The following is a 23,029-nucleotide window of genomic DNA, read 5'->3' on the forward strand; positions in this document are numbered from 1 at the left end:
TCGGTCCCTATCTGTCGTGGGCGCAGGAAATTTGAGAGGAGCTGTCCTTAGTACGAGAGGACCGGGATGGACGTACCGCTGGTGCACCAGTTGTTTCGCCAGAAGCATGGCTGGGTAGCTACGTACGGACGGGATAAGCGCTGAAAGCATCTAAGCGTGAAGCCCCCCTCAAGATGAGATTTCCCAATTAGTAAGACCCCTTGAAGACGACGAGGTAGATAGGTTGGAGGTGGAAGTGCAGCAATGCATGGAGCTGACCAATACTAATCGGTCGAGGGCTTATCCAAAAACATCTATGACGCAAGTTTCGTTTCGATCCAGTTTTCAGGCGATCAAGCCTGCAATCCATTAAGCTGCATGTCCTTTCTGAGGACTGATCTTTTCTCGCAGCGATTTCGAGAAGCGGAAGCTTCGAAAAATCATGTTTGGTAACAATGGCGGAGGGGTTCCACGCGTACCCATCCCGAACACGACCGTTAAGCCCTCCAGCGCCGATGGTACTTGGACCGCAGGGTCCTGGGAGAGTAGGACGTTGCCAAGCGCATAATGTCCACTGTCGAACATTCGACAGTGGCTTTTTTGCGTTGTGCAGGGTTGTGGAAAACTTGTGGACAATTTTCAGTATTTCATAAGAAACTTACAAAGTTTGGGGTTTTATTATCCCCGCTGTACAATCAGCGTTGTGAATTAGAACCTTGCTAAGGCATAAAATCCCTATAAGTCAAGAGAAAAACATCGAAAATATCGAAATCCGTGGATAAGATAGTGGATAATGTGGATAAAGCTCTGGATAATGTTTATAACATATTCTTTCCTGTGGACAATTTCTTTTGATTATCCCTTATTTGCAGTTTGGCAATAATTTCTGTCCATGGTTTGTGGATAAGTTTTTGAAGCGCTTAAGATGTGCTTTGTTTTTACGCTTTGGTATACTTGGAGAATAACGAGGATATTCTCACATGGGGGTTGAGCGTACATGAGTATCAGGCCACTGCGCCAGGAGGAATTTGAAGCGAGTCTGACCTTATCGGAATACGCCTTTCAATATAAGGTAGCCGGTGAGGATCGGGTACAATCCGAGAAGAAGTTTAAACCGGAAAGAGTGTGGGCCCTTTTTGAAGAGGACGTTTTGCAAGCTAAACTGACGCTTTTGCCGCTGGAAGCATACATACAAGGAAAGGCTGTGCCCATGGGCGGGATTGCCGGAGTTGCCACCTGGCCGGAGCATCGCAGACAAGGCAATGTCGCCAAGCTGCTTACGAATACGCTAAAGGTAATGTATGAGCAAGGCCAGGAACTGTCCTTTCTCCACCCGTTCCTTATTCCTTTTTACCGTAAGTTCGGTTGGGAAGTATATTGCGAATACAAGAAGTACACGCTTCCGACTGCGAAGTTCCCGCCTAAGACAGATATAACGGGCACTGTCCGCAGAGATGCAGCGCCGCTTGAGACGTTACAGGAGCTTTATGATGCTTACGCCGTACAGTATAACGGTACACTAAAGCGTGATGAAGAATGGTGGAAAGAACGGGTGCTCGATGATTCCATGCATCACTGCGTGTTTTATACGCCTGAAGGCGCGGCGCAGGGTTATGCGCTCTATAAGATTGAAAAGCAAGAGCTGGTCATCGATGAATGGGTTACGCTCAATGAACAAGCGCGGCAGGCCATTTGGACTTTTTTTGCCAATCATGACTCCATGGTTACAGGCGCCCGGTTGCTTATGGTTCCTTCCGACGACATGCTTCCCTATATGCTTCCCGATCCGCGGATCACGCAGGAGATTCATCCTTATTTTATGGCCCGGATCGTTAATGCGCCGGCTTTTATCGGCAGATTGGAGCTGAACGGCCGTGAGGGACTCGAACCGAAAAACATTGCCTTAACAGACCGCTATGCCCCATGGAATGACGGTGTGTGGCAGTGGACGGTCAGTCCGCAGGGCGAGTCGTCTTTTGTCAAATTGCCTCAAGGCACGGACACTGATCTCGCTTGTGATATTGGTACGTTGACGGCTATGCTTTTTGGATACAAGCGCCCTAACGACATGTCCAGCTACGGGAAGCTGGAGGGAGACAGGGAAGCTCTGGAATGGCTGGAGCAGCTGCTGCCGAAGGCCAAAACCGCATTGTTCGATTTTTTCTGACTTATTCTGATATTAAGCCGCCCTTCCGTCTGCTCATGGCAGCGGAAAGGGCTTTTTTCGTTCGCAAAACGGTGCAGGCCGGAATAGAATGAACGCCATTCGCAAAAAATAAGAAGTAAACACTTGGAATTCCGCGAGAATATGATATAATATAGAAAGTCAAAGAAAGTCAAAGTCAACGCAATGTGAAGAATTTGTTTCAATGGCTGGGCTTGGATTCGGGGCATTACCCTTCGGTTAAATGGGTTAGAGGTCCCACCGGCGGGCACAACAGGAAATACGATACTGTTTTACACTGGAGGATGAGTGATGCGTAATATCTCCGATATTATTGAACAATATCTGAAGCATATTTTGCATGAAAGTCCCGAAGGCACGGTGGAAATTCAGCGCAATGAGCTGGCGGATCAGTTCTCCTGCGTACCGTCGCAGATCAATTATGTGATCAGCACCCGGTTTACGCTCGAGAAGGGCTATGTAGTCGAAAGCAAACGCGGGGGCGGAGGCTATATCCGTATACAGCGTTTCGAACTGCCGCAGAACGTGGCGCTTTATGCACATTTAAAGGCCACCATCGGCAGCGATATGGATCAGAATTCCGCCGAAGGTTTGATTTATCAGCTGGAGGAAGCCGGATTTCTGAATAAACGAGAGGCTTGTCTTATGCGCGCAGCCGTATCCCGGGATTGCCTGACGGTCAGTCTGCCTTATCGGGACGAAATTCGTGCGAAGATTATGAAGGCTATGCTGGTCTCCTTATTGGGCAAATAATCGTCACTTCTAAAGGGAGGGACTTCGCTATGGTATGTCAGGAATGCGGCGTTAAGCCGGCCACGCTTCATTTTACGAAGATCGTAAATGGGGAGAAGACTGAGTTTCATATTTGTGAGAGCTGCGCCCGTGAAAAAGGGGAACTGATCCCCGGTACGGCCGGCGGGTTCTCTATTCACAGCCTGCTGTCAGGCCTCTTGGATCTTGAAGGCGCAGGCAAGGAAAAATCTGCGGCCACCAAGACCGTGCAAGGGCTGCATTGCGAGAACTGCGGCATGACCTATTCCCAGTTCAGCAAGCTCGGCCGGTTTGGCTGCAGCTCCTGTTACAAATATTTTGACAGTACGCTGGATCCGCTATTCCGCAGAGTGCATGGCAGTACTGCCCATGTAGGCAAGCTGCCGAAACGTGCGGGTGCACAGATCATGTGCAAGCGTCAAATCGATGACCTGAAGCAGCAGCTGCAGCAAAGCATTGCGAATGAGGAATTCGAGACCGCCGCCGAGCTGCGCGACCGGATCCGCAAACTTGAAAAAGAAATGCCACAAGAGTAAAGTCATTGATACAGGGGGGATACGACATGTCAAGTCTCCGGTTTACCGAGCAAGCACTTAGCAACTGGATGCGCAGCGGCGGCAGCCATTCCGAGATTGTCATCAGCAGCCGCATGCGTATCGCCCGCAACCTGAAGCATCTGCCCTTCCCTCTGCTCGCTTCCCAGGAACAGGCGGAAGAAGTGCTGAACCAGCTTGCCCCCGTATTTACGGCAGAGGCCGCCAAGGATTTCGGCACGTTTCAACTGCTGAAGCTGGATGAACTGGATGAGCTGGATCGCAGAGTATTGGTCGAGAAGCATTTGATCAGCCCCAATCTCGCAAATGATTCACGGGGCGGCGCCGTCATTCTGAACGAAGACGAGTCCGTCAGCATCATGATTAACGAAGAGGATCATTTACGTATCCAGTGTCTTTTTCCCGGACTCCAGGTGAAAGAAGCCTGGGAACGGGCGACAGCCATTGACGATATATTCGAAGCTGCAGTCGATTACGCGTTTGACGATCGCAGGGGGTATTTGACCAGTTGTCCCACCAATGTGGGAACGGGCCTCCGGGCTTCCGTCATGGTACATTTGCCGGCGCTCGTCATGACTCACCAGATCAACCGGATTTTATCGGCAGTTAATCAAGTGGGATTGACCGTTAGAGGAATTTTCGGTGAAGGCAGCGAAGCAGTAGGTAACGTTTTTCAAATTTCCAACCAGATTACGCTAGGACAGACCGAAAGCGAGATTATCGAGAATCTGCACGGCGTGGTGGTTCAGATTATCGAGCATGAACGGAGCGCCAGAGAGCGCCTGCTGGCCGAATCCGCCCTGCGGATTACCGACCGCATCAAGCGTTCCTACGGGATCCTCTCTTATGCGGCGGTAATGGAGCTGAAGGAGGCGGCACAGCGCTTGTCCGATGTCCGGCTCGGCGTCGATCTCGGCATTCTGGAAGGACCGTCCCTGTCGACGCTGAATGAGCTGAACGTCAAGACTCAGCCCGGATTCCTGCAAAAGATGTTCGGGGATGAGCTGGACGCGACGGAACGCGATATGTACCGGGCGAAGCTGCTCCGGGAGACACTGGGGTTACAACATTAATTTATAGATATTTATCATACGTGGAGGTGCAGGGGATATGATGTTTGGAAGATTTACGGAACGTGCGCAAAAAGTGCTCGCGCTGGCGCAGGAAGAAGCCGTTCGTTTGGGACACAACAATATTGGCACAGAACATATTTTGCTTGGCCTGATTCGCGAAGGAGACGGCATTGCCGCCAAGGCTTTGATTGGACTCGGACTCGGATTGGAGAAAATCCAGGATGAGGTCGAAACACTGATCGGCAGAGGACAGGAACAGCCTACCAACATCGCTTATACTCCTCGCGCCAAAAAAGTCATCGAGCTGTCGATGGACGAAGCCCGCAAGCTGGGACATACCTATGTGGGCACCGAGCATATCCTGCTCGGCCTGATCCGCGAAGGCGAAGGCGTTGCCGCCCGTGTCCTGAACAATCTGGGCATCAGCCTGAACAAGGCCCGCCAGCAAGTGCTGCAGCTGCTGGGCAGCAGCGAAGCAACTTCCAGCCACAGCGGAGCACCTGCAAATGTCAGCACCCCAACGCTTGACGGCCTGGCCCGCGATTTGACTGCTTACGCCAAAGACGGCAATCTGGATCCGGTTATCGGCCGCAGCAAGGAAATCGAACGCGTCATTCAGGTCCTGAGCCGCCGGACCAAAAACAATCCGGTGTTGATCGGGGAGCCTGGGGTTGGTAAAACGGCGATTGCCGAAGGTCTTGCACAGCGCATTATTAACAACGAAATCCCGGAAACGCTGCGCGACAAACGCGTGATGACATTGGATATGGGTTCCGTTGTTGCCGGTACGAAATACCGCGGCGAATTCGAAGACCGTCTCAAAAAAATCATGGATGAAATCCGTCAGGCCGGAAACATCGTACTCTTCATCGACGAGCTGCACACCTTGATCGGTGCAGGCGGCGCGGAAGGCGCCATCGATGCTTCCAACATCCTGAAGCCGGCGCTCGCCCGCGGCGAGCTGCAGTGCATCGGGGCAACAACGCTTGACGAATACCGCAAATATATTGAAAAAGACGCTGCGCTTGAACGCCGGTTCCAGCCGATCACCGTAGATCAGCCTTCGCCGGAAGAAGCCGTGCAAATTCTGTACGGTTTGCGTGACCGTTATGAAGCCCACCACCGGGTTAAAATTACGGACGAAGCTATCGTGGAAGCCGTGAAGCTGTCCGACCGTTACATCTCCGACCGCTTCCTGCCGGATAAAGCGATCGACCTGATCGACGAAGCGGGTTCCAAAGTAAGGCTGAACTCTTACACGATTCCGCCAAACCTCAAGGAACTCGAGATGCGCCTGGAGGATATCCGCAAAGAGAAGGATTCCGCTGTACAAAGCCAGGAATTCGAGAAAGCGGCCGCGCTGCGCGACACCGAGCAGAAGATCCGGGAAGAGCTGGATACGACCAAAAACCAATGGAAAGAAAAACAAGGCCGTGCCGATTCCCAAGTGACGCCGGACGATATCGCCCAAGTCGTCGCCAGCTGGACCGGCATTCCGGTTAACAAGCTGAAGGAAGAAGAGACCGACCGACTGCTCAACATGGAAGCTTTGCTTCATGAGCGCGTCATCGGCCAGGACGAAGCGGTTAAAGCCGTCAGCCGGGCGCTGCGCCGGGCGCGTGCGGGTCTGAAAGATCCGAAACGTCCGATGGGCTCCTTCATCTTCCTCGGGCCTACCGGGGTTGGTAAAACCGAGCTGGCGCGTGCGCTTGCCGAAGCAATGTTCGGCGATGAGAACGCCGTGATCCGCATTGACATGTCGGAGTACATGGAGAAACACTCCACGTCGCGTCTCGTCGGAGCGCCTCCGGGATACGTCGGTTATGAAGAAGGCGGCCAGCTCACTGAAAAAGTACGCCGCAAGCCATACTCGGTCGTCCTGCTGGACGAAATCGAAAAAGCGCATCCGGAAGTATTCAACATCCTGCTGCAGGTACTGGAAGACGGCCGTCTGACTGATTCCAAGGGCCGTGTCGTCGACTTCCGCAACACCTTGATCATTCTGACCTCGAACGTCGGGGCGCAGGCGATCAAACGCAATTCGACGCTGGGCTTCACTGCCGTGCAGGATGCCGGCGCCGAGTACAGCAGCATGAAGGGCAAAGTAATGGAAGAGCTGAAGAAGAGCTTCCGTCCGGAGTTCCTGAACCGGATCGACGAAATCATCGTCTTCCACTCGCTGGAAGAGAAGCATATCGCCGAGATCGTCACGCTGATGGCCGACGAGCTGCGCAAGCGGCTGCGTGAATACAACGTGGACTTCGAGCTTACCGATGGAGCCAAGGCGTTCCTTGCCAAGGAAGGCTACGATCCGGCCTTCGGCGCCCGTCCGCTGCGCCGGGCGATCCAGAAGCATATCGAAGACCGCCTCTCCGAGGAATTGCTGAAAGGCAATATCAAGAAGGGCGACTCTATTGTCATCGACGAAGCAAATGGCGAATTGACCGTAACGACGACCAATGCGCCGGCGGCGCCTTCTTTGGAAAAAGAAGCAGAAGCCGAAAAACAATAAGCTTGAATCCGCGGTCTCCGTTCCTCCGTATAAGAGGGGCGGAGGCTTTTTTTTGCGCGCAGAAATTTCTGTGGTTTAAAGCATCCGTAAATCAGGAAACTTAAAGGAATACCGGACCGTAAATAGAACTTCGCGACCTTTCGCTCAAGGTGGAGAAATGGTAAACTTTTAATTAAAGGACTGATCCGTAAGTTAAAGGAGTTCAGGCGGCGAGGAGAGCACATGGTCAAAGCGAAAACAAAATTTTATTGTACCGAATGCGGCTACGAGTCGCCCAAATGGTTCGGGAAATGCCCGGGCTGCCAAGCCTGGAATACGATGGTGGAAGAAACGGAAAGCGTCGTCAAAACCCAAGGCATGAACGCGCCGATTTTTCAGAGTAAAGAAAAGGCGCAGTCGATCATAAACATAGAAAGTGACAAAGAGCCGCGTATATTGACAGGCATCGGCGAGTTGAACCGGGTACTGGGCGGCGGTATTGTACCTGGTTCCCTGGTACTGGTAGGCGGCGATCCGGGGATCGGGAAGTCGACGCTCCTGCTGCAGACCTCCCATGCCCTCACGACGCAGGGGCTGCGCGTGCTCTATATTTCCGGTGAAGAATCGGTGCGGCAGACGAAGCTGCGAGCCGACCGCCTCGGCGCGTTGTCAGGAGAGCTGTACGTGCTGTGCGAAACGAATATGGAGAGCATCGAGGAAGCCATCGAGCAGATTCAGCCGAGCTTCCTGGTTATCGACTCCATACAGACCGTATTTCTGCCTGAGGTGACCAGCGCACCGGGCAGCGTGTCCCAGGTTCGGGAATGTACGACACGTTTCATGCGGATCGCCAAAATCCGCGGCATCGCGACCGTGCTGGTCGGTCATGTCACTAAGGAAGGCGCCATCGCCGGACCGCGGATGCTGGAGCATATGGTGGATTGCGTGCTTTATTTCGAAGGAGAGCGGCATCACACGTACCGCCTTCTGCGTGCGGTCAAGAACCGGTTTGGTTCGACCAATGAGATCGGAATCTTCGAGATGGGCGAGGAAGGACTTGCGGAGGTGGAGAACCCTTCGGAGCTGTTCCTGTCGGAGCGCCCGCTGGGCGTAGCCGGCTCGGCGGTGGTAGCCAGCATGGAGGGCACCCGCCCCGTGCTGGTGGAGCTGCAGGCGCTGGTAGCCGCCACGCATTTCCCGTCGCCGCGGCGAATGTGCACCGGCATGGATCATCAGCGGATGGCGCTGATCATCGCCGTGCTGGAGAAGCGGATGGGCATGTTCCTGCAGACGCAGGACGCCTACCTCAATGTCGCCGGCGGCGTCAAGCTGGATGAGCCGGCCATCGATCTGGCCGTCGCCATCAGCATCGCCTCAAGCTTTAGGGATATTCCTACCCAGCCTTATGATGTGTTCTTTGGCGAGGTGGGTTTGACCGGGGAAGTCCGCGGCGTCAGCCGTGCGGAGACCCGGGTGAAGGAAGCGGCAAAGCTCGGTTTCCGGCGCGTCATCATGCCGGAGAAAAGCCTGAAAGGCTGGAAACATCCGCAGCATATCGAGATTATCGGCGTAAACACGGTAGCAGAAGCACTATCGGTCGCGTTAGGTTAGGGGGCCTAGGAAGATGAAAGAGAACAACCAATCGGACAATATGAATGATCTGCTCCGTATGGCCGCGCCGGGAACGCCTTTCCGGGAAGGACTGGAGAACGTGCTGCGCGCGAAGACGGGCGCGCTGATCGTTGTCGGGTACAGCCCGGAGGTGATGGAGGTTGTGGACGGCGGATTTTCCATTAACTGCGATTTCTCACCCAACTATTTGTATGAGCTGGCCAAAATGGACGGCGCCATCATTCTGAGCGAGGATCTGAAGCGGATTCTGTATGCGAACACCCAGCTTATTCCCGACTCCTCCATCTCTTCGATCGAAACGGGAATCCGTCACCGGACGGCGGAACGGGTAGCGAAGCAGACCGGCAAGCTGGTCGTCTCCATTTCCCAGCGGCGTAATATCATTACCTTGTATCAAGGTTCCATCCGCTACGCGCTTAAGGAAATCGGGTCTATCCTGACAAAAGCCAACCAGGCGATACAGACGCTGGAGAAGTACAAAACGGTGCTGAATCAAAGTCTTACCAATCTGTCCGCTTCGGAATATGAGGGAATCGTTACCGTCGCCGAGGTCGTGAGCGTCATCCAGCGTGTTGAAATGGTGCTCCGGATTAAAATGGAAATCAAACGTTACATCAACGAACTCGGCAACGAAGGCCGCCTCATCAGCATGCAGATGGAAGAAGTGGTCGGAAATACCGAGGAAGAAGCGTGGCTTCTGTACAGAGACTATGCCAGAGAGGAGCAGGAGGAGAAGATCCGCGAAATCATCGCCGGGCTGAAGCGGGCCAGCGATGAGGATCTGATGGATGACAATCACATTGCGAAGCTGCTGGGCTACTCGTCCACCGCGGTGGCATCCGAGGAAGTGGTGACTCCTCGCGGCTACCGGCTGCTGAACAAAATCCCGCGTCTGCCGAATGTCATCATCCACAATCTGGTTGAACGTTTTGAAATGCTGCCGAATCTGATGACCGCAAGTATTGCCGAATTGGACGAAGTGGACGGAATCGGCGAAATCCGGGCACGCAACATCCAAGACGGATTGAAGCGCCTGCAGAAGCAAGTTCTTATTGACAGGCAAATGTAAATAACATACAATCACGTAATATTGGAGACGTTAAGCCCCAAAGTAATGAACATAGAGGTGAAGAAATGATACAGAAATCAATTCCGAGTCTTTTTACCATCGGTAACCTGATGCTTGGAATGTTTGGTATCATGATGGCGTTTGACGGAAAACTTAGCATGGCCGCTATCATGGTGATTATCGCTATGCTTCTTGACGGGCTGGATGGCCGTATGGCGCGCGCGCTGGGTTGTGAAAGTGAGTTTGGCAAAGAACTTGATTCATTGTCCGACGTCGTATCCTTTGGGGTGGCACCGGCGCTGATTATGTATTTCACCAGTCTGCATGATTTGCATTCCGCGCTCGGCTGGACCGTTACCGCGATTTTCCCGGTATTCGGTGCGCTTCGCTTGGCCCGCTTTAATGTGAAGCCGGGCATTCCCGGATACTTTTTAGGTTTGCCGATTCCCGCTGCGGGCGGCGTGCTTGCCACCCTGGCGCTCTTTCATAAAGATGTGTCCGCTCCGTTTATGATCGTGGTGACCCTGCTGCTGTCCTATTTGATGGTAAGCACTGTTAAATATCCTAATTTTAAAAAGCTCGGGCTCCCTAAAAAGGCGGTCGTCGGCGCACCGATTGTCATTGTTGTGGCCGTAGCCGTGGCTGTAATTTTCCCGGAACAGATCGCAATGCTGATCTTCGGATTATTGGCGCTGTACGCGCTGTACGGCTTTAAGCAGAATATCGACCGTCTTACCGCGCGGCGCCGCCATCGGCGGAGAAGCCGGTCGGACGACAAAGTGTACCATTCCAAGAACGGGTAATGCATCCCCGGCAAGCCAAAGGCGTTGCTTCCGCTGACATTCAGCGGCGGCAACGCCTTTTTGACGTTCGTCTTAAATTGGAAAAGGAAATGCCGATCAGGACAGGTTAAACAAGCCAAGGGTAGCACATTTCTGCGACTCCTTCTCCACAACCTCGTCCATGTTGATATCAAGCAGATTGCAAAGTGCGGACATATAAAACAGTTCCCTGCCGAGTTCGGAGGAGATGACCTCCCGGCAATTTTCGCATAAATGGCCTTGCAGATGGGTGCCGGCCAGCTCCTTGGCTTGTTCCAGGCCGAGGGAAGGTTCAAACACCTGTTTGCTTGCGTGCAGCTCAATGCAGCCGCATTCGGTAATCGCCTTGGCTACGGCGCGGTTGACGGATGCGCTGCTTTGGCCGTTCTTGGACATCACATCGAGCAGACTGCGGTGACGGAGCAGCAGTTCGGAGACTTGATCCTGAAAAGCCTGTAACGTTGGTGCGCTCATGACCACTCACCTCTAGGTTCGGAATTGAGTTCATTATATGCCAGGGCTTGCTTTTATTTCAAGCGAAGAGAAAAAATCGTCGCCTACCGGATTATCGCGCGAAGAATTGGAACATACTGGTGATGTATCAATTATTTTTAGAATAAACAGGAGGTGCGCAAGGCGATGTGGAAAAAGCTGATATTGGCGTTTGCCGGGGTATGCGGGGCCTGGACCGGTTATTCGCTCTACCATACGGCGGAAACTGAATTTGCGGCGGGGACGGCGAGATTCAGCGATCGTCTGCCGGTAGAGGGAAGCATTCTTTTTACGGTGCTGGGAGCCATTATTTTTTTGATTGCGGGGAATTTATGCGCGCAGTGGGCGATATCGCAGCTACGCAGGGCGGTTATGGCGGGATCACGGATTCCGATGAACGAAATGGCTGCGGGAGCGGCGGGGTTGACGGGTGGTCTGCTCTTGTCCCTGCTGGTCTATCCGGCGCTGAAATGGCTGGGAGCAGGCGGCGATTTGCTGCAGGTAGCCGTCATGCTCTGTCTCGGTTATGTCGGAGTACGAATCGGCCTTGAGAAAAAGACGGAGCTGGCGGCATTATGGGCGACCGGCCGCTTTGGTCAGAGCGGCGAGCCGGAAGGCCGCGGACTGGAGGAACACAAGATTCTCGATACCAGCGTCATTATTGACGGACGGATCGCGGATATCTGCAAAACGGGCTTTATTGAGGGAACCATCGTTATTCCGGAGTTCGTGCTGGAGGAGCTGCAGCATATCGCCGACTCCTCGGATCTGCTCAAACGAAACCGCGGGCGCCGCGGGCTCGACATTTTGAACAAAATTCAGAAAGAACTCGATGTGAAAGTGTTGATCTACGAAGGCGATTTCGAGGAAATCTCCGAGGTTGACAGCAAGCTGGTCAAGCTGGCCAAGGTACTGCACGGCAAAGTCGTTACGAACGACTTCAATTTAAATAAGGTATGTGAACTGCAGGGCGTTTCCGTTCTTAACATCAACGATCTGGCGAATGCCGTGAAGCCGGTGGTCCTGCCGGGCGAGGAGATCATTGTCCAAGTGATCAAGGACGGCAAGGAACATGGGCAAGGCGTTGCTTATCTGGATGACGGGACGATGATCGTTGTCGAAGGCGGCCGCGATTTTATCGGCTCCACCATGGAGGTGCTGGTAACCAGCGTATTGCAGACCTCCGCGGGACGGATGATTTTTGCCAAACCGAAGCTTCTGGAAAAAGCGCAATAAACAGCCGCGCCGGATACTTTGCTCCTCGCAGGCTTGGAAATGCCCGGCAAACGCGTTATGATGGAAATATACGTGAAAGACGGGAGTCTACAGCATGTCGAACAGTGTGGGAGTCGTCATCGTGGCGGCGGGCAAAGGAACGCGGATGGGCACGGCGGAGAGCAAGCAGTACCTGCTGCTTCAGGACAAGCCGATCCTCGTTCATACGCTGGAAGTGTTCCAGCGGCAGGCGTTCATTTCCGAAATCGTGCTCGTGACGGGCGAAGAGGATGTGCCGCGCTGCCGGGAATGGATCGAGGCTTACGGCCTGGATAAAGTCAAAGCGGTGCTGCCGGGCGGAACAGAACGGCAGCATTCCGTACGGCGGGGCCTTGAAGCGCTGAACACCACCTGGGTGATGGTGCATGACGGGGTCCGGCCGTTTGTACAGGACCGTGAAATTCACGCCTGCTTTGAACGGGCGAAGGAAGTAGGCGCATCCGTTCTGGCAGCGCCGGTTAAAGATACGATCAAGCAGGTGGACGGCGGCGGGTTTGTCGTTCATACGCCGGATCGGCGAAGTCTGTGGGCGATTCAGACCCCGCAGACTTTTCGTCTGTCTGCATTGCTTGCCGCTTATGAGGCGGCGGAGCGCGAAGGATTTCTTGGCACCGACGATTCCAGCCTGGCCGAACGGGCCGGCATAAAGGTATCGGTGGTCGAAGGCAGCTATGCCAACATCAAGATCACGACGCCGGAGGATCTGGTGTTTGCCGAATTTACAGTCAGAACAAGGGGAGAGAGTCAGACATGATTGCAGTGGGACAGGGATTTGACGTACATCAACTCGTAGAAGGAAGGCCGTGCATTATCGGGGGAGTCACGATCCCTTATGAAAAGGGCTTGCTCGGACATTCCGATGCCGACGTTTTGCTGCATGCGATCAGCGATGCGATTCTAGGCGCACTGGGCCTCGGCGATATCGGCAAGCATTTTCCCGATACCGATGAAGCTTTCAAAGACGCCGACAGCCTGAAGCTGCTGGAGCATGTATGGGCGCTGGCCAAAGAGCGGGGATACAAGCTGGGCAATATCGATTCGACCATCATCGCCCAGAAGCCGAAGATGGCGCCGTACATTCCGCAAATGACGGAGATTATCGCGCGTGCGCTCGAAGCGCAGTCTTCCAAGGTCAATGTCAAGGCGACAACGACGGAACAGCTCGGCTTTACGGGACGCGGCGAGGGAATCGCGGCGCAGTCTATTGTCTGCCTCATCCAAGATGTGGTATCATCTTGAGATGGCTGGAACGGTAGTCTGTTTCAACATTTAAGAAGCGGAGGGAACAACATGGCAAGCGAAGTCCGGGTGCGTTATGCGCCGAGCCCTACGGGACATTTACATATCGGCAATGCCAGAACGGCATTATTCAATTATTTATTCGCCCGCAATCTGGGCGGCAAATTCATTATCCGGATCGAAGATACGGACGTGAAGCGGAATGTGGCCGGCGGGGAAGAAAGCCAGCTGAAATACCTGAAATGGCTGGGGATCGACTGGGATGAAAGCGTCGATGTCGGCGGCGGCTACGGCCCGTACCGTCAAACCGAACGTCTGGACATCTACCGTGTGTATTGGCAGGATTTGATCGATCGCGGATTGGCTTACCGCTGCTATTGCACGGAGGAAGAGCTGGAAGCGGAACGCGAGGAACAGATTGCCCGCGGCGAAACGCCGCGTTATTCCGGCAAGCATCGCGACCTGACTGCAGAACAACGCGCCGCTTATGAAGCGGAGGGCCGCCTGGCCAGCATCCGTTTCCGGGTGCCGGAAGACCGCACGTACACGTTCGACGATATGGTCAAAGGCAGCATTTCCTTCAATACGAAGGATATGGGCGATTTTGTCATCGTCAAAAAAGACGGTATTCCAACCTACAACTTCGCTGTAGCGGTCGACGACCATTTGATGGAGATCAGCCACGTGCTGCGTGGGGAAGACCATATCTCCAACACGCCGCGCCAGCTGATGATCTATGAAGCGCTCGGCTGGGAAGCACCGCTCTTCGCCCATATGACGCTGATTGTCGGTGACGACCATAAGAAGCTCAGCAAGCGAAATGAATCGATTATCCAGTTCATCGAGCAATACGATAAACTGGGCTATTTGCCGGAAGCGCTGTTCAACTTTATCGCGCTGCTCGGCTGGTCGCCGGAAGGCGAAGAAGAGATCTTCAGCAAGGAACAGCTCATTTCGATCTTCTCCGCGAACCGTTTGTCCAAGAGCCCTGCGGTATTCGATGCGGCCAAGCTGGCGCACTTAAACAACCATTACATCAAGAATGCCGATCCGCAGCGGATTGCCGCGCTCGCCATTCCTCATCTGCAGCAGGCCGGCAGACTTCCTGCCGAACTGGACGAAGCCAAGCAGGCATGGGCAGAAAGCCTCGTTGCGCTCTACCAGGAGCAAATGACCGCCGCCTCGGATATCGTGGCACTGTCAGAGCTGTTCTTCCGCAGCCATCTGGAACTGGACGGAGAAGCTGCCGGCGTATTGGCCGAACCGCAGGTGCCGGAAGTACTTGCAGCGTTCCTGACCAAGATCGAAGGAGCAGAGGACTTCACCGCTGCACAGATTGGCGCGCTCATCAAAGAAGTGCAAAAAGAAACCGGGCATAAAGGAAAAGCGCTGTTTATGCCGATCCGTGTCGCCCTGACCGGACAAACGCATGGCCGCGATCTGAACGCGACCATCGTACTGCTGGGCCGCGATCTGGTGATCCAGCGGCTGAAATCGCAAATCAAGGGCGCCTAGACCGCCCGGGAAAGGGCTTTCGCCCTTGTCAGCCCGCGCGCTTTTCGCTAAGATAGAAGCATATTGCATCAGCTGGGACCAGGAAAAGTACGCGTCATACAGACATTTGCCAGAGAGAATAACCGCGCAGAGGGAACCTTCTGCCAGGCTGGAAGTTATTCAATGTCTACGCGCGGAAGATGCGCCTGTGAGCTGCCCCTTCGATCCATCCGCCAGAGCGGAAGGTTAGAGCGGGCCGGAATCGTCGCCGTTAACGACGCCAAGAGGGATGGAGCTGCCGCAAGGTTATGCCGCGTAATCGGCAAGGCCGTAGCAGGCGCTCGTCCAAGCAGAGTGGAACCGCGTATAAACGTCTCTGCAGCATAATGCTGCAGGGGCGTTTTTGAATTTTAGAGAGAAAACCCGGGCAGAGGGGAATAATTCCTTCCCTTGCGTACCTGTTCACAGGAGGCGGGAAGTCGAGAAGAGGGGAACGTCATGCTTAAGCAAATGAGATCGGACATCCGCGCGGTATTCGACAACGACCCAGCCGCCCGCAGCCGATTCGAGGTTGTCTTCACCTATGCCGGGCTTCATGCGATCTGGGCCCATCGTCTTGCCCACGGATTCTACAAACGCCGCTGGTTTACGCTCGCCCGGATCATCTCTCAAATCAGCCGGTTTATGACCGGCGTGGAGATCCATCCCGGTGCGGTCATCGGGCAGCGCCTGTTCATCGACCACGGCATGGGCATCGTTATCGGGGAGACATGCGAAATCGGCGATGACGTCATCATTTACCAGGGGGTTACGCTGGGAGGAACGGGCAAGGAGAAAGGCAAGCGCCATCCGACGATCGGCAATAATGTGGTAATCGGCTCGGGAGCCAAGGTACTCGGTTCCTTCCGGATTGGCGATAATTGCAATATCGGCTCGAATGCAGTGGTCTTGCGCGAAGTGCCGAATAATTGTACGGTGGTAGGGAATCCCGGACGTGTCGTCAAACGCAACGGCGAACGGGTATCCGACCGGCTGGATCATACCCAAATGCCCGATCCATGGATCGACTCGCTCCGTTTCCTGCAGAAGGAGATCGAGGAAATCCGCGAGCAGCTCGGCAACGAGGATAAGCAAAAGGCCGAGCAGCGGCGCCTGGAGACGCAGCAGTATATCGGCGATTATGAAATATAAGAACCTGCGGGAGAACCGCAACGCAGAAAGGATTGGACAACACAATGGCATTGCAAATTTATAACACAATGAGCCGGAGCAAGCAGGATTTTGTGCCGCTGGAACCGGGAAAAGTAAAAATGTATGTATGCGGACCAACCGTATACGGGTACATGCATATCGGAAACGCACGGCCGATTATCGTATTCGATACTGTGCGCAATTATCTGGAAAGCATCGGGTATGACGTCAATTACATTACCAATTTCACCGATGTGGACGATAAGCTGATCCGTAAAGCGGAAGAAATGAACACGACAGTAGCCGAGGTGGCGGAGATCTTCATCCGTGCGTATAACGAGGACATCGTCGGGCTTGGCGTGAAGCCGGCGTCGAAGAACCCGCGGGTCACCGAAAGCATGGACCTGATCATCAATTTCATTAAAGCGCTTGAGGAAAAAGGCTTTGCTTATGAGAGCGGCGGGGACGTTTTCTACCGCACGGCAAAATTCGCGGACTACGGCAAGCTGTCCCGGCAAAATCTTGAGGAGCTTCAATTCGGCATCCGCGTTGAAGTGGACGCGCGCAAAGAGAATCCGGAGGATTTCGTGCTGTGGAAAGCGGCCAAACCGGGCGAAGTCTTCTGGCAAAGCCCTTGGGGGAATGGCCGTCCGGGTTGGCATATCGAATGCTCGGCGATGGCGAAGGAGTATCTGGGCGACACCATCGACATCCACGGCGGCGGCGTCGACCTGCAATTCCCGCATCATGAATGCGAATGCGCGCAGACCGAAGCGCTGACCGGCAAGCCGCTCTCCAACTACTGGATGCACAACGCATTTCTTAATATCGGCGATGAAAAAATGTCGAAATCGCTCGGTAACGGGCTGCTCGTCAAGGATATCCGTCAGCGCTTCAAAGCCGGAACGATCCGTTATTTCATGCTGTCCACGCATTACCGCAACCCGCTGAACTTCGGTGAGGAAGCCTTGATCTCGGCGGAGAAAAGCGCGGAGCGCATCGCCCTGGCCGCTGGCAACGTGAAGCACCGCCTGGAGCTGGCGGCGCCGGAAGCCGGCGCGGCGGCAAGCGGCGAGCTGACCGCACGGCTTCAAGAAATCAGCAGCATGTTCCACAGCAAAATGCAGGACGATTTCAACACGCCGGACGCGATCACGGCCGTATTCGACTGGGTGAAATTGGCCAACCAGGCGCTTGCGGACGAAGAAACCGCACCGGCCGACTTTGCGGCGCTGCTGGAGGCTTTTTCCGGAATGAACGCGGTGCTCCGCCTGGTGCCGGAGCAGGCCGCAGATCAGACCGACGAGGAAGTGGAACAGCTGATTGCCGAACGCACGGAAGCGCGTAAGACCAAGAACTGGGCCCGCGCCGATGAAATCCGCGACCTGCTGAACGACATGGGCATCGTGCTGGAAGATACGGCGCAGGGGATGCGGTGGCGTCGTAAATGAGTGGACATTTTAACCTGGACAGCAGCTGGTTTCCATATCCGCCGTCCAAAGAAGCGCGCCTGCTTCCTCCGATCGTGCTTGCTTATATCGGGGATGCCATCTATGAGGTAGCGGTCCGCCAATATTTGATTTCGCTGCCGAATCTTCGGCCGAACCACCTGCACCGTACGGCGACCGGGCTGGTTTCGGCCAAAGCGCAGAGTACGATTTTGGCTTTTCTGGAGCCATCGCTCACAGAAGAAGAGAAAGATACCGTACGCAAAGGGCGCAACGCTAAATCGGGCTCCGTTCCGAAAAACGCGGATGTGCTGGAGTACCGCCATGCCACCGCTTTCGAATGCCTGATCGGTTATTTATATTATACGGGACAGCAGGAACGCATTCGGGAACTTGCCCATAGCGGAATCGAATATATGCTGAACCGATCGGAATAGAGCATCGGCAAGCTTGAAACAGAAATTACAGGAGGTTTGAAATATGGAAGAATTCAAAACGGAAGAAGAGGTGTTGGCCGGGAAGCATTCGGTGCTGGAAGCGCTGCGTGCCGGCCGCACCCTGAATAAAATCTGGATCGCCGAAACGGCGCAAAAACACCTGACCGCCCCGATCATCGCGGAAGCGCGCAAAGCGGGAATCGTCATTCAGCATGTGGACAAGCGCAAGCTTGACCAGCTGGCTCCAGGCGTGCAGCACCAGGGCGTAGTGGCCCAGGCGGCTCCGTTTGCTTATGCCGAAGTGGAGGATTTGCTCGCCGCGGCGGCGGCTAAGGGTGAAGCGCCGTTCCTGATTTTGCTCGACGAAATCGAAGATCCCCATAACCTGGGTTCGATTCTGCGGACTGCGGACTGCACCGGGGTACACGGCGTGATCGTGCCGAAGCGGCGCTCAGCGCAGATTACGGCCACGGTTTCTAAAACTTCGGCCGGCGCGGTGGAATATGTGCCGGTTGCGAAGGTGACCAATCTGGGGCAGACCATTGACCGGCTCAAGGAGCAGGGGATTTGGGTCGTCGGCACGGATGTCGACACGGAGCAGAATTTGTTCCAGTCGGATATTTTCAACGGACCGGTCGCGGTGGTCATTGGCAATGAGAACAAGGGGATGGGACGCCTGATCCGTGAAAAATGCGACGTGCTGCTCAAGCTGCCGATGAACGGCAAAATCAATTCCCTGAACGCCTCGGTCGCCGCAGGCGTTGTGATGTACGAAGTGCTGCGCCGCCGGCAGCAGCTGGGCTAACGATGTCGGACTGGCGCGATGTGCTGCTTGTGGACGGATATAACATGATCGGCGGCTGGCCCGAGCTGGCGGCGCTGTCCCAGACCGGCATGCAGAACGCGCGCGACCGGCTGCTGGATCAGCTGGCAGACTACCAGGCTTTTTCCGGGAGGCGCGTCATTGCCGTGTTCGATGCGTACCGCGTTCCCGGACTGGGCCGATCCTTCGTGCAGGGCAAGGTACAAGTCTATTTCACGAAGGAAAAAGAAACCGCCGACGAATGCATCGAACGGCTGGTCGGGGAATACAGCCACCGCCGCCGGCAGATCTATGTGGCGACGAGCGATTTTGTAGAGCAGCATGTCATCTTTGCCCAGGGAGCGCTGCGCATCTCCGCACGGGAATTGCTGGTCGAGATTGAAGAGAACCAGAAGCAGGTGAAGCAGGCCATCGAGCCGAAGTCGGTTGCCGGAAAGCGGCACCCCATTCAGGACAAACTGCCCATGGAGCTTCGCAAGCGGCTGGAGGATTGGCGGCGACAATGAAAATGCCATATTCTTCTATTGAAGATTGTTTTTGGACAATCCTTATTGACGGTGAAAGGTAACATAATATATACTGTTGCTATATTTCGCGAAGTGACGATGTGTCTTGCGTTGCAGCCGGGGGGATTCTGGTGAGTGTCGACCTCAAGGAAATAATGCTTTCCGAGTATGATTTCATAAGCGATGAAGAAATTGTCGAGATCTTCCGTGGTGGCGACAGTGGGGCATTGGAGCACCTGATCAACAAATACCGTAACTTTGTCCGGGCTAAGGCGCGTTCTTATTTTTTAATCGGCGCTGACCGTGAGGATATCGTACAGGAGGGTATGATCGGTCTCTATAAAGCCATTCGCGACTTTAAGGGCGACAAGCTTTCTTCGTTCAAAGCGTTTGCCGAGCTCTGCATTACCCGCCAGATTATTACGGCGATCAAGACGGCTACCCGTCAGAAGCATATACCGCTCAATTCTTATGTTTCTCTGGACAAGCCGATCTATGATGAGGATTCGGACCGGACCCTTATGGATATCATTTGCGGTACGCAGGTACTCGATCCGGAAGAACTGATTATCAACCAAGAAGAGTTTATCGGCCTGGAAGATAAGATGGCGGAGATCCTGAGCGATCTGGAACGCAAAGTGCTGATGCTCTACCTCGACGGACGGTCTTATCAGGAGATCGCCGAGGACCTGAAGCGGCATGTAAAGTCCATCGACAATGCGCTCCAGCGGGTAAAGCGGAAACTCGAAAGATATCTGGAAGTGCGTGACAATTAATGCTATAATAAACGAAAGGCTCGGGCTTCGAGTCTTTTTTTAGTTGTCAGAAACACGCAGGTTTATCTTCCGGCGGAATGTCCAATAATGGTAGGATGACAGCAGCGGATGTGAAGCATGGGGGAACAAGGACGAACGGCTAACCGACGATGGTAAAAACCGCATTTTTACCCAGACAGACAGGCAATTCTCTCGTTGACACGGATGCTGAGATTATGCTAAAGTGTTTTAGGTAGGCCTAAATTCGCAGGTTTTTTTTAGGATCAATATTTACGTCTTCTGGCCCCTGGGTCGGAGGGACGTCTTCGGGAGGTGCAAATCATGCGGGTAATTATCACTTTGGCTTGTACAAGTTGTAAGCAAAGAAACTATACAACTACCAAAAACAAGCGCAATCACCCTGACCGCTTGGAGATGAAGAAATTTTGCAAGTTCTGTAACGAGCAAACTCCTCATCGCGAAACCAGATAGTCTGTGGAGGTGTAGTCGGAGTGAAACGTAGTTTCAAGTCTTTGTTTTCCTTTTTCACTGAGAGCTGGAGCGAGCTCAAAAAAGTTCGCTGGCCTAATCGTAAAGAGCTCAAAAACTACACATTGATCGTACTTGGTACAATTGTAGCCGTAGCAATTTACTTCTGGGTTCTGGACATCGGTATTTCCGCTGTGATTGAAGCGATTATTTAGAGAGGTCCCAGGTGGCTTGGTATGGAAAAAAGATGGTATGTTGTTCATACCTATTCCGGGTATGAGAATAAGGTTAAGGCCAATTTGGAGAAACGCGTAGAGTCCATGGGCATGGAGGACAAAATTTTCCGCGTTCTTGTTCCGATGGAAGAAGAAATGGTAAACAAAGACGGGAAGAAAAAGACCGTTATGCGTAAAGTTTACCCCGGATACGTTTTGGTCGAAATGATTCAGACGGACGATTCATGGTATGTGGTTCGCAATACGCCGGGTGTAACCGGATTTGTCGGTTCGACAGGTTCCGGGTCCAAGCCTACTCCTCTGCTTCCGGAAGAGGTTGACCAAATCCTGAAGCATATGGGCATGGTTGAGCCTAAAGCGAAGATCGATTTCGAAATTAAGGAATCCGTACGTATTATGGTTGGTCCGTTTGCGAATTTTGTGGGCTCCGTGGAAGAGATTTTGGCTGACAAGAGCAAGATCAAAGTTCATGTCAACATGTTTGGACGGGAAACCCCGCTGGAGTTGGATTTCACTCAAGTGGAGAAAATATAACACTCGCAAGGGTTTCTTGTGGGAGAATACGTCGTAAGGCGTGTTCGAATACCACTATTCACGCAAGGAGGTGTCACTCATGGCTAAAAAAGTTATTAAAATGGTGAAACTGCAAATTCCTGCAGGTAAAGCGAACCCAGCCCCTCCAGTAGGTCCGGCGCTTGGTCAAGCGGGTGTCAACATCATGGCATTCTGTAAGGAATTCAATGCTCGTACTGCCGACCAGGCTGGTCTGATCATCCCGGTTGAAATTACAGTGTTTGAAGACCGTTCCTTTACATTCATCACCAAAACTCCTCCGGCTGCCGTTCTGCTCCGCATCGCTGCTAAAGTAGAAAAAGGATCCGGTGAACCAAACAAGAAAAAAGTTGCCAAGCTGAACCGTGCCGCTGTGCGCGAAATCGCTGAGCAAAAAATGCCCGACCTGAACGCTGCGTCTGTTGAAGCTGCAATGCGTATGGTCGAAGGTACTGCCCGCAGCATGGGCATCACGATCGAAGACTAATCGAGTCCCGGTCACACGGCCTTTAAGGCCGCATCATGTGGGAGGAATTTCCGCTAACACCACAAAGGAGGAACAATTTCATGGCTAAACACGGTAAGAAATACCTGGAATCCGCCAAGCTGATCAACAGCGAAGCGACTTACGAGCCAGCTGAAGCTGTAGAGCTTGTAAAAAAAGCCGCAACTGCGAAGTTCGACGAAACCGTTGAAGCAGCAGTGCGTTTGGGCGTAGACCCTCGTAAACAAGACCAAGCGGTCCGCGGCGTTGTTGTCCTGCCACACGGCACAGGCAAAACGAAACGCGTGCTTGTATTCGCAAAAGGTGACAAGGCGAAAGAAGCCGAAGCTGCCGGCGCTGATTTTGTTGGCGATCAAGACATGATCAACAAAATTCAACAAGGCTGGTTTGATTTCGACGTCTGCGTAGCTACACCTGATATGATGAGCGAAGTCGGTAAACTCGGTCGTCTGCTCGGTGGTAAAGGCCTCATGCCTAACCCTAAAGCCGGCACAGTTACATTCGACGTTACTAAGGCTGTACAAGAAATCAAAGCCGGTAAAATCGAATACCGTCTCGATAAAGCAGGTCAAATTCACGCGCCAATCGGCAAAGTGTCTTTTGACGCTGAAAAGCTGAACGACAACCTTAAAGCTCTCATCGACGCTTTGAACCGGGCGAAACCGGCTGCCGCTAAAGGTGTATACCTGAAAGGCATCGCGATTTCCTCCACTATGGGACCAAGCGCTCGCGTGAACGCTGCTGCTTACAGATAATTAAGGGTTGACTCCTTGAGTCATCTTTGATAAACTAAGGCAGTTGTGAATTTAAGGCTAGTTCTTGAACTTGAATATGCTTACCGTAGACAGTAGGTGCCGGAAGGCTTAATTTCCTACCGAGGTGTTGTGATAGAAACAAGAGGTTCCGGGTTTGGCCCGCGACTATCGTTTTATCAAGCCTTCGTGAATCTGCGGAGGCTTTTCTCATGCCTGCGTAGGAATGGATATCCCTGATCAGGGTGTCCACGACATAA

24 protein-coding genes, 2 rRNA genes and 1 other annotated feature are annotated in these 23,029 nt (G+C 53.5%); of the genes, 25 read left to right on the forward strand and 1 reads right to left on the reverse strand.

Annotated features, from left to right (window positions below):
• The 10 genes from BMW84_RS23120 to pssA form a co-directional block, all read left to right on the forward strand.
• Positions 1-287, forward strand: a 23S ribosomal RNA gene (locus tag BMW84_RS23120); the annotation flags it as partial.
• Between the two features lie 137 nt (positions 288-424).
• Positions 425-541: ribosomal RNA gene (gene rrf / locus BMW84_RS23125) — 5S ribosomal RNA — on the forward strand.
• A 435-nt stretch (positions 542-976) separates the two neighbouring features.
• Positions 977-2,146: a GNAT family N-acetyltransferase gene (locus BMW84_RS23130; RefSeq protein WP_091072647.1), complete on the forward strand. Its 1,170-nt coding sequence runs from the start codon at positions 977-979 to the stop codon at positions 2,144-2,146.
• Positions 2,147-2,455: 309 nt separating this feature from the next.
• Positions 2,456-2,917 (forward strand): CtsR family transcriptional regulator, encoded by a 462-nt coding sequence (locus tag BMW84_RS23135; protein ID WP_091072648.1) that lies wholly within the window; start codon positions 2,456-2,458, stop codon positions 2,915-2,917.
• Positions 2,918-2,946: 29 nt separating this feature from the next.
• Entirely contained in the window at positions 2,947-3,471 is a 525-nt protein-coding gene (locus BMW84_RS23140) for a protein-arginine kinase activator protein McsA (RefSeq protein WP_091072651.1), read from the forward strand.
• A 26-nt stretch (positions 3,472-3,497) separates the two neighbouring features.
• Positions 3,498-4,562 carry a protein-arginine kinase McsB gene (locus BMW84_RS23145; protein ID WP_091072653.1) on the forward strand — a complete coding sequence of 355 codons (1,065 nt, stop codon included), beginning with the start codon at positions 3,498-3,500 and terminating at the stop codon, positions 4,560-4,562.
• A gap of 37 nt (positions 4,563-4,599) precedes the next feature.
• On the forward strand, positions 4,600-7,074 hold the full coding sequence (gene clpC, locus BMW84_RS23150) for an ATP-dependent protease ATP-binding subunit ClpC (protein ID WP_091072656.1): 2,475 nt from the start codon (positions 4,600-4,602) through the stop codon (positions 7,072-7,074).
• A gap of 222 nt (positions 7,075-7,296) precedes the next feature.
• On the forward strand, positions 7,297-8,664 hold the full coding sequence (radA, locus tag BMW84_RS23155; protein ID WP_091072658.1) for a DNA repair protein RadA: 1,368 nt from the start codon (positions 7,297-7,299) through the stop codon (positions 8,662-8,664).
• A 13-nt stretch (positions 8,665-8,677) separates the two neighbouring features.
• Positions 8,678-9,754, forward strand: a complete 1,077-nt coding sequence (disA, locus tag BMW84_RS23160) for a DNA integrity scanning diadenylate cyclase DisA (RefSeq protein ID WP_091072660.1) — start codon at positions 8,678-8,680, stop codon at positions 9,752-9,754.
• Positions 9,755-9,819: 65 nt separating this feature from the next.
• Entirely contained in the window at positions 9,820-10,557 is a 738-nt protein-coding gene (gene pssA, locus BMW84_RS23165; RefSeq protein WP_091072662.1) for a CDP-diacylglycerol--serine O-phosphatidyltransferase, read from the forward strand.
• Positions 10,558-10,653: 96 nt separating this feature from the next.
• On the opposite strand, the gene BMW84_RS23170 is transcribed toward pssA, so the two are convergent.
• Positions 10,654-11,049 (reverse strand): nucleoside triphosphate pyrophosphohydrolase family protein, encoded by a 396-nt coding sequence (locus BMW84_RS23170; RefSeq protein ID WP_091072666.1) that lies wholly within the window; start codon positions 11,047-11,049, stop codon positions 10,654-10,656.
• Positions 11,050-11,214: 165 nt separating this feature from the next.
• Here BMW84_RS23170 and BMW84_RS23175 point away from each other — a divergent pair, with 165 nt between their 5' ends.
• The 15 genes from BMW84_RS23175 to rplA all read left to right on the forward strand — a co-directional run bounded on the left by BMW84_RS23175 (position 11,215) and on the right by rplA (position 22,772).
• Complete coding sequence (locus BMW84_RS23175; protein WP_091072668.1) at positions 11,215-12,303, forward strand: PIN/TRAM domain-containing protein; 1,089 nt, start codon at positions 11,215-11,217, stop codon at positions 12,301-12,303.
• A 94-nt stretch (positions 12,304-12,397) separates the two neighbouring features.
• Positions 12,398-13,096 carry a 2-C-methyl-D-erythritol 4-phosphate cytidylyltransferase gene (gene ispD / locus BMW84_RS23180; RefSeq protein WP_091072670.1) on the forward strand — a complete coding sequence of 233 codons (699 nt, stop codon included), beginning with the start codon at positions 12,398-12,400 and terminating at the stop codon, positions 13,094-13,096.
• Positions 13,093-13,581, forward strand: a complete 489-nt coding sequence (ispF, locus tag BMW84_RS23185) for a 2-C-methyl-D-erythritol 2,4-cyclodiphosphate synthase (RefSeq protein ID WP_091072673.1) — start codon at positions 13,093-13,095, stop codon at positions 13,579-13,581. Before ispD ends, ispF begins: the two co-directional genes overlap by 4 nt.
• A 51-nt stretch (positions 13,582-13,632) precedes the next feature.
• On the forward strand, positions 13,633-15,096 hold the full coding sequence (gene gltX / locus BMW84_RS23190) for a glutamate--tRNA ligase (RefSeq protein WP_091072675.1): 1,464 nt from the start codon (positions 13,633-13,635) through the stop codon (positions 15,094-15,096).
• 477 nt (positions 15,097-15,573) lie between these two features.
• Positions 15,574-16,266, forward strand: a complete 693-nt coding sequence (gene cysE, locus BMW84_RS23195; RefSeq protein WP_091072678.1) for a serine O-acetyltransferase — start codon at positions 15,574-15,576, stop codon at positions 16,264-16,266.
• Between the two features lie 44 nt (positions 16,267-16,310).
• Complete coding sequence (gene cysS / locus BMW84_RS23200) at positions 16,311-17,717, forward strand: cysteine--tRNA ligase (protein ID WP_091072681.1); 1,407 nt, start codon at positions 16,311-16,313, stop codon at positions 17,715-17,717.
• The gene (locus tag BMW84_RS23205; RefSeq protein ID WP_091072683.1) at positions 17,714-18,151 is read left to right on the forward strand and encodes a Mini-ribonuclease 3; all 438 of its coding nucleotides are present in this window, start codon (positions 17,714-17,716) and stop codon (positions 18,149-18,151) included. The genes cysS and BMW84_RS23205 overlap by 4 nt, the downstream gene beginning before the upstream one ends.
• 43 nt (positions 18,152-18,194) lie before the next feature.
• The gene (gene rlmB / locus BMW84_RS23210; RefSeq protein ID WP_091072684.1) at positions 18,195-18,956 is read left to right on the forward strand and encodes a 23S rRNA (guanosine(2251)-2'-O)-methyltransferase RlmB; all 762 of its coding nucleotides are present in this window, start codon (positions 18,195-18,197) and stop codon (positions 18,954-18,956) included.
• 2 nt (positions 18,957-18,958) lie between these two features.
• The gene (locus tag BMW84_RS23215) at positions 18,959-19,480 is read left to right on the forward strand and encodes an NYN domain-containing protein (RefSeq protein ID WP_091072687.1); all 522 of its coding nucleotides are present in this window, start codon (positions 18,959-18,961) and stop codon (positions 19,478-19,480) included.
• Positions 19,481-19,611: 131 nt separating this feature from the next.
• The gene (sigH, locus tag BMW84_RS23220) at positions 19,612-20,256 is read left to right on the forward strand and encodes an RNA polymerase sporulation sigma factor SigH (RefSeq protein ID WP_091072689.1); all 645 of its coding nucleotides are present in this window, start codon (positions 19,612-19,614) and stop codon (positions 20,254-20,256) included.
• Positions 20,257-20,577: 321 nt separating this feature from the next.
• Entirely contained in the window at positions 20,578-20,727 is a 150-nt protein-coding gene (rpmG, locus tag BMW84_RS23225) for a 50S ribosomal protein L33 (RefSeq protein WP_091072691.1), read from the forward strand.
• Between the two features lie 20 nt (positions 20,728-20,747).
• A complete protein-coding gene (gene secE, locus BMW84_RS23230; protein ID WP_091072693.1) occupies positions 20,748-20,939 on the forward strand; it encodes a preprotein translocase subunit SecE in 192 nt (63 codons plus the stop codon).
• A gap of 21 nt (positions 20,940-20,960) precedes the next feature.
• The gene (gene nusG / locus BMW84_RS23235; RefSeq protein ID WP_091072695.1) at positions 20,961-21,494 is read left to right on the forward strand and encodes a transcription termination/antitermination protein NusG; all 534 of its coding nucleotides are present in this window, start codon (positions 20,961-20,963) and stop codon (positions 21,492-21,494) included.
• 79 nt (positions 21,495-21,573) lie between these two features.
• A complete protein-coding gene (gene rplK, locus BMW84_RS23240) occupies positions 21,574-21,999 on the forward strand; it encodes a 50S ribosomal protein L11 (protein ID WP_025691673.1) in 426 nt (141 codons plus the stop codon).
• Positions 22,000-22,079: 80 nt separating this feature from the next.
• A complete protein-coding gene (rplA, locus tag BMW84_RS23245) occupies positions 22,080-22,772 on the forward strand; it encodes a 50S ribosomal protein L1 (RefSeq protein ID WP_091072698.1) in 693 nt (230 codons plus the stop codon).
• Positions 22,773-22,837: 65 nt separating this feature from the next.
• Positions 22,838-22,989: a sequence feature (ribosomal protein L10 leader region), on the forward strand.
• Positions 22,990-23,029: the final 40 nt, after the last annotated feature.

Origin of the sequence: Paenibacillus sp. NFR01, assembly GCF_900111565.1 — a bacterium.
Lineage (GTDB): Bacteria > Bacillota > Bacilli > Paenibacillales > Paenibacillaceae > Paenibacillus_AQ.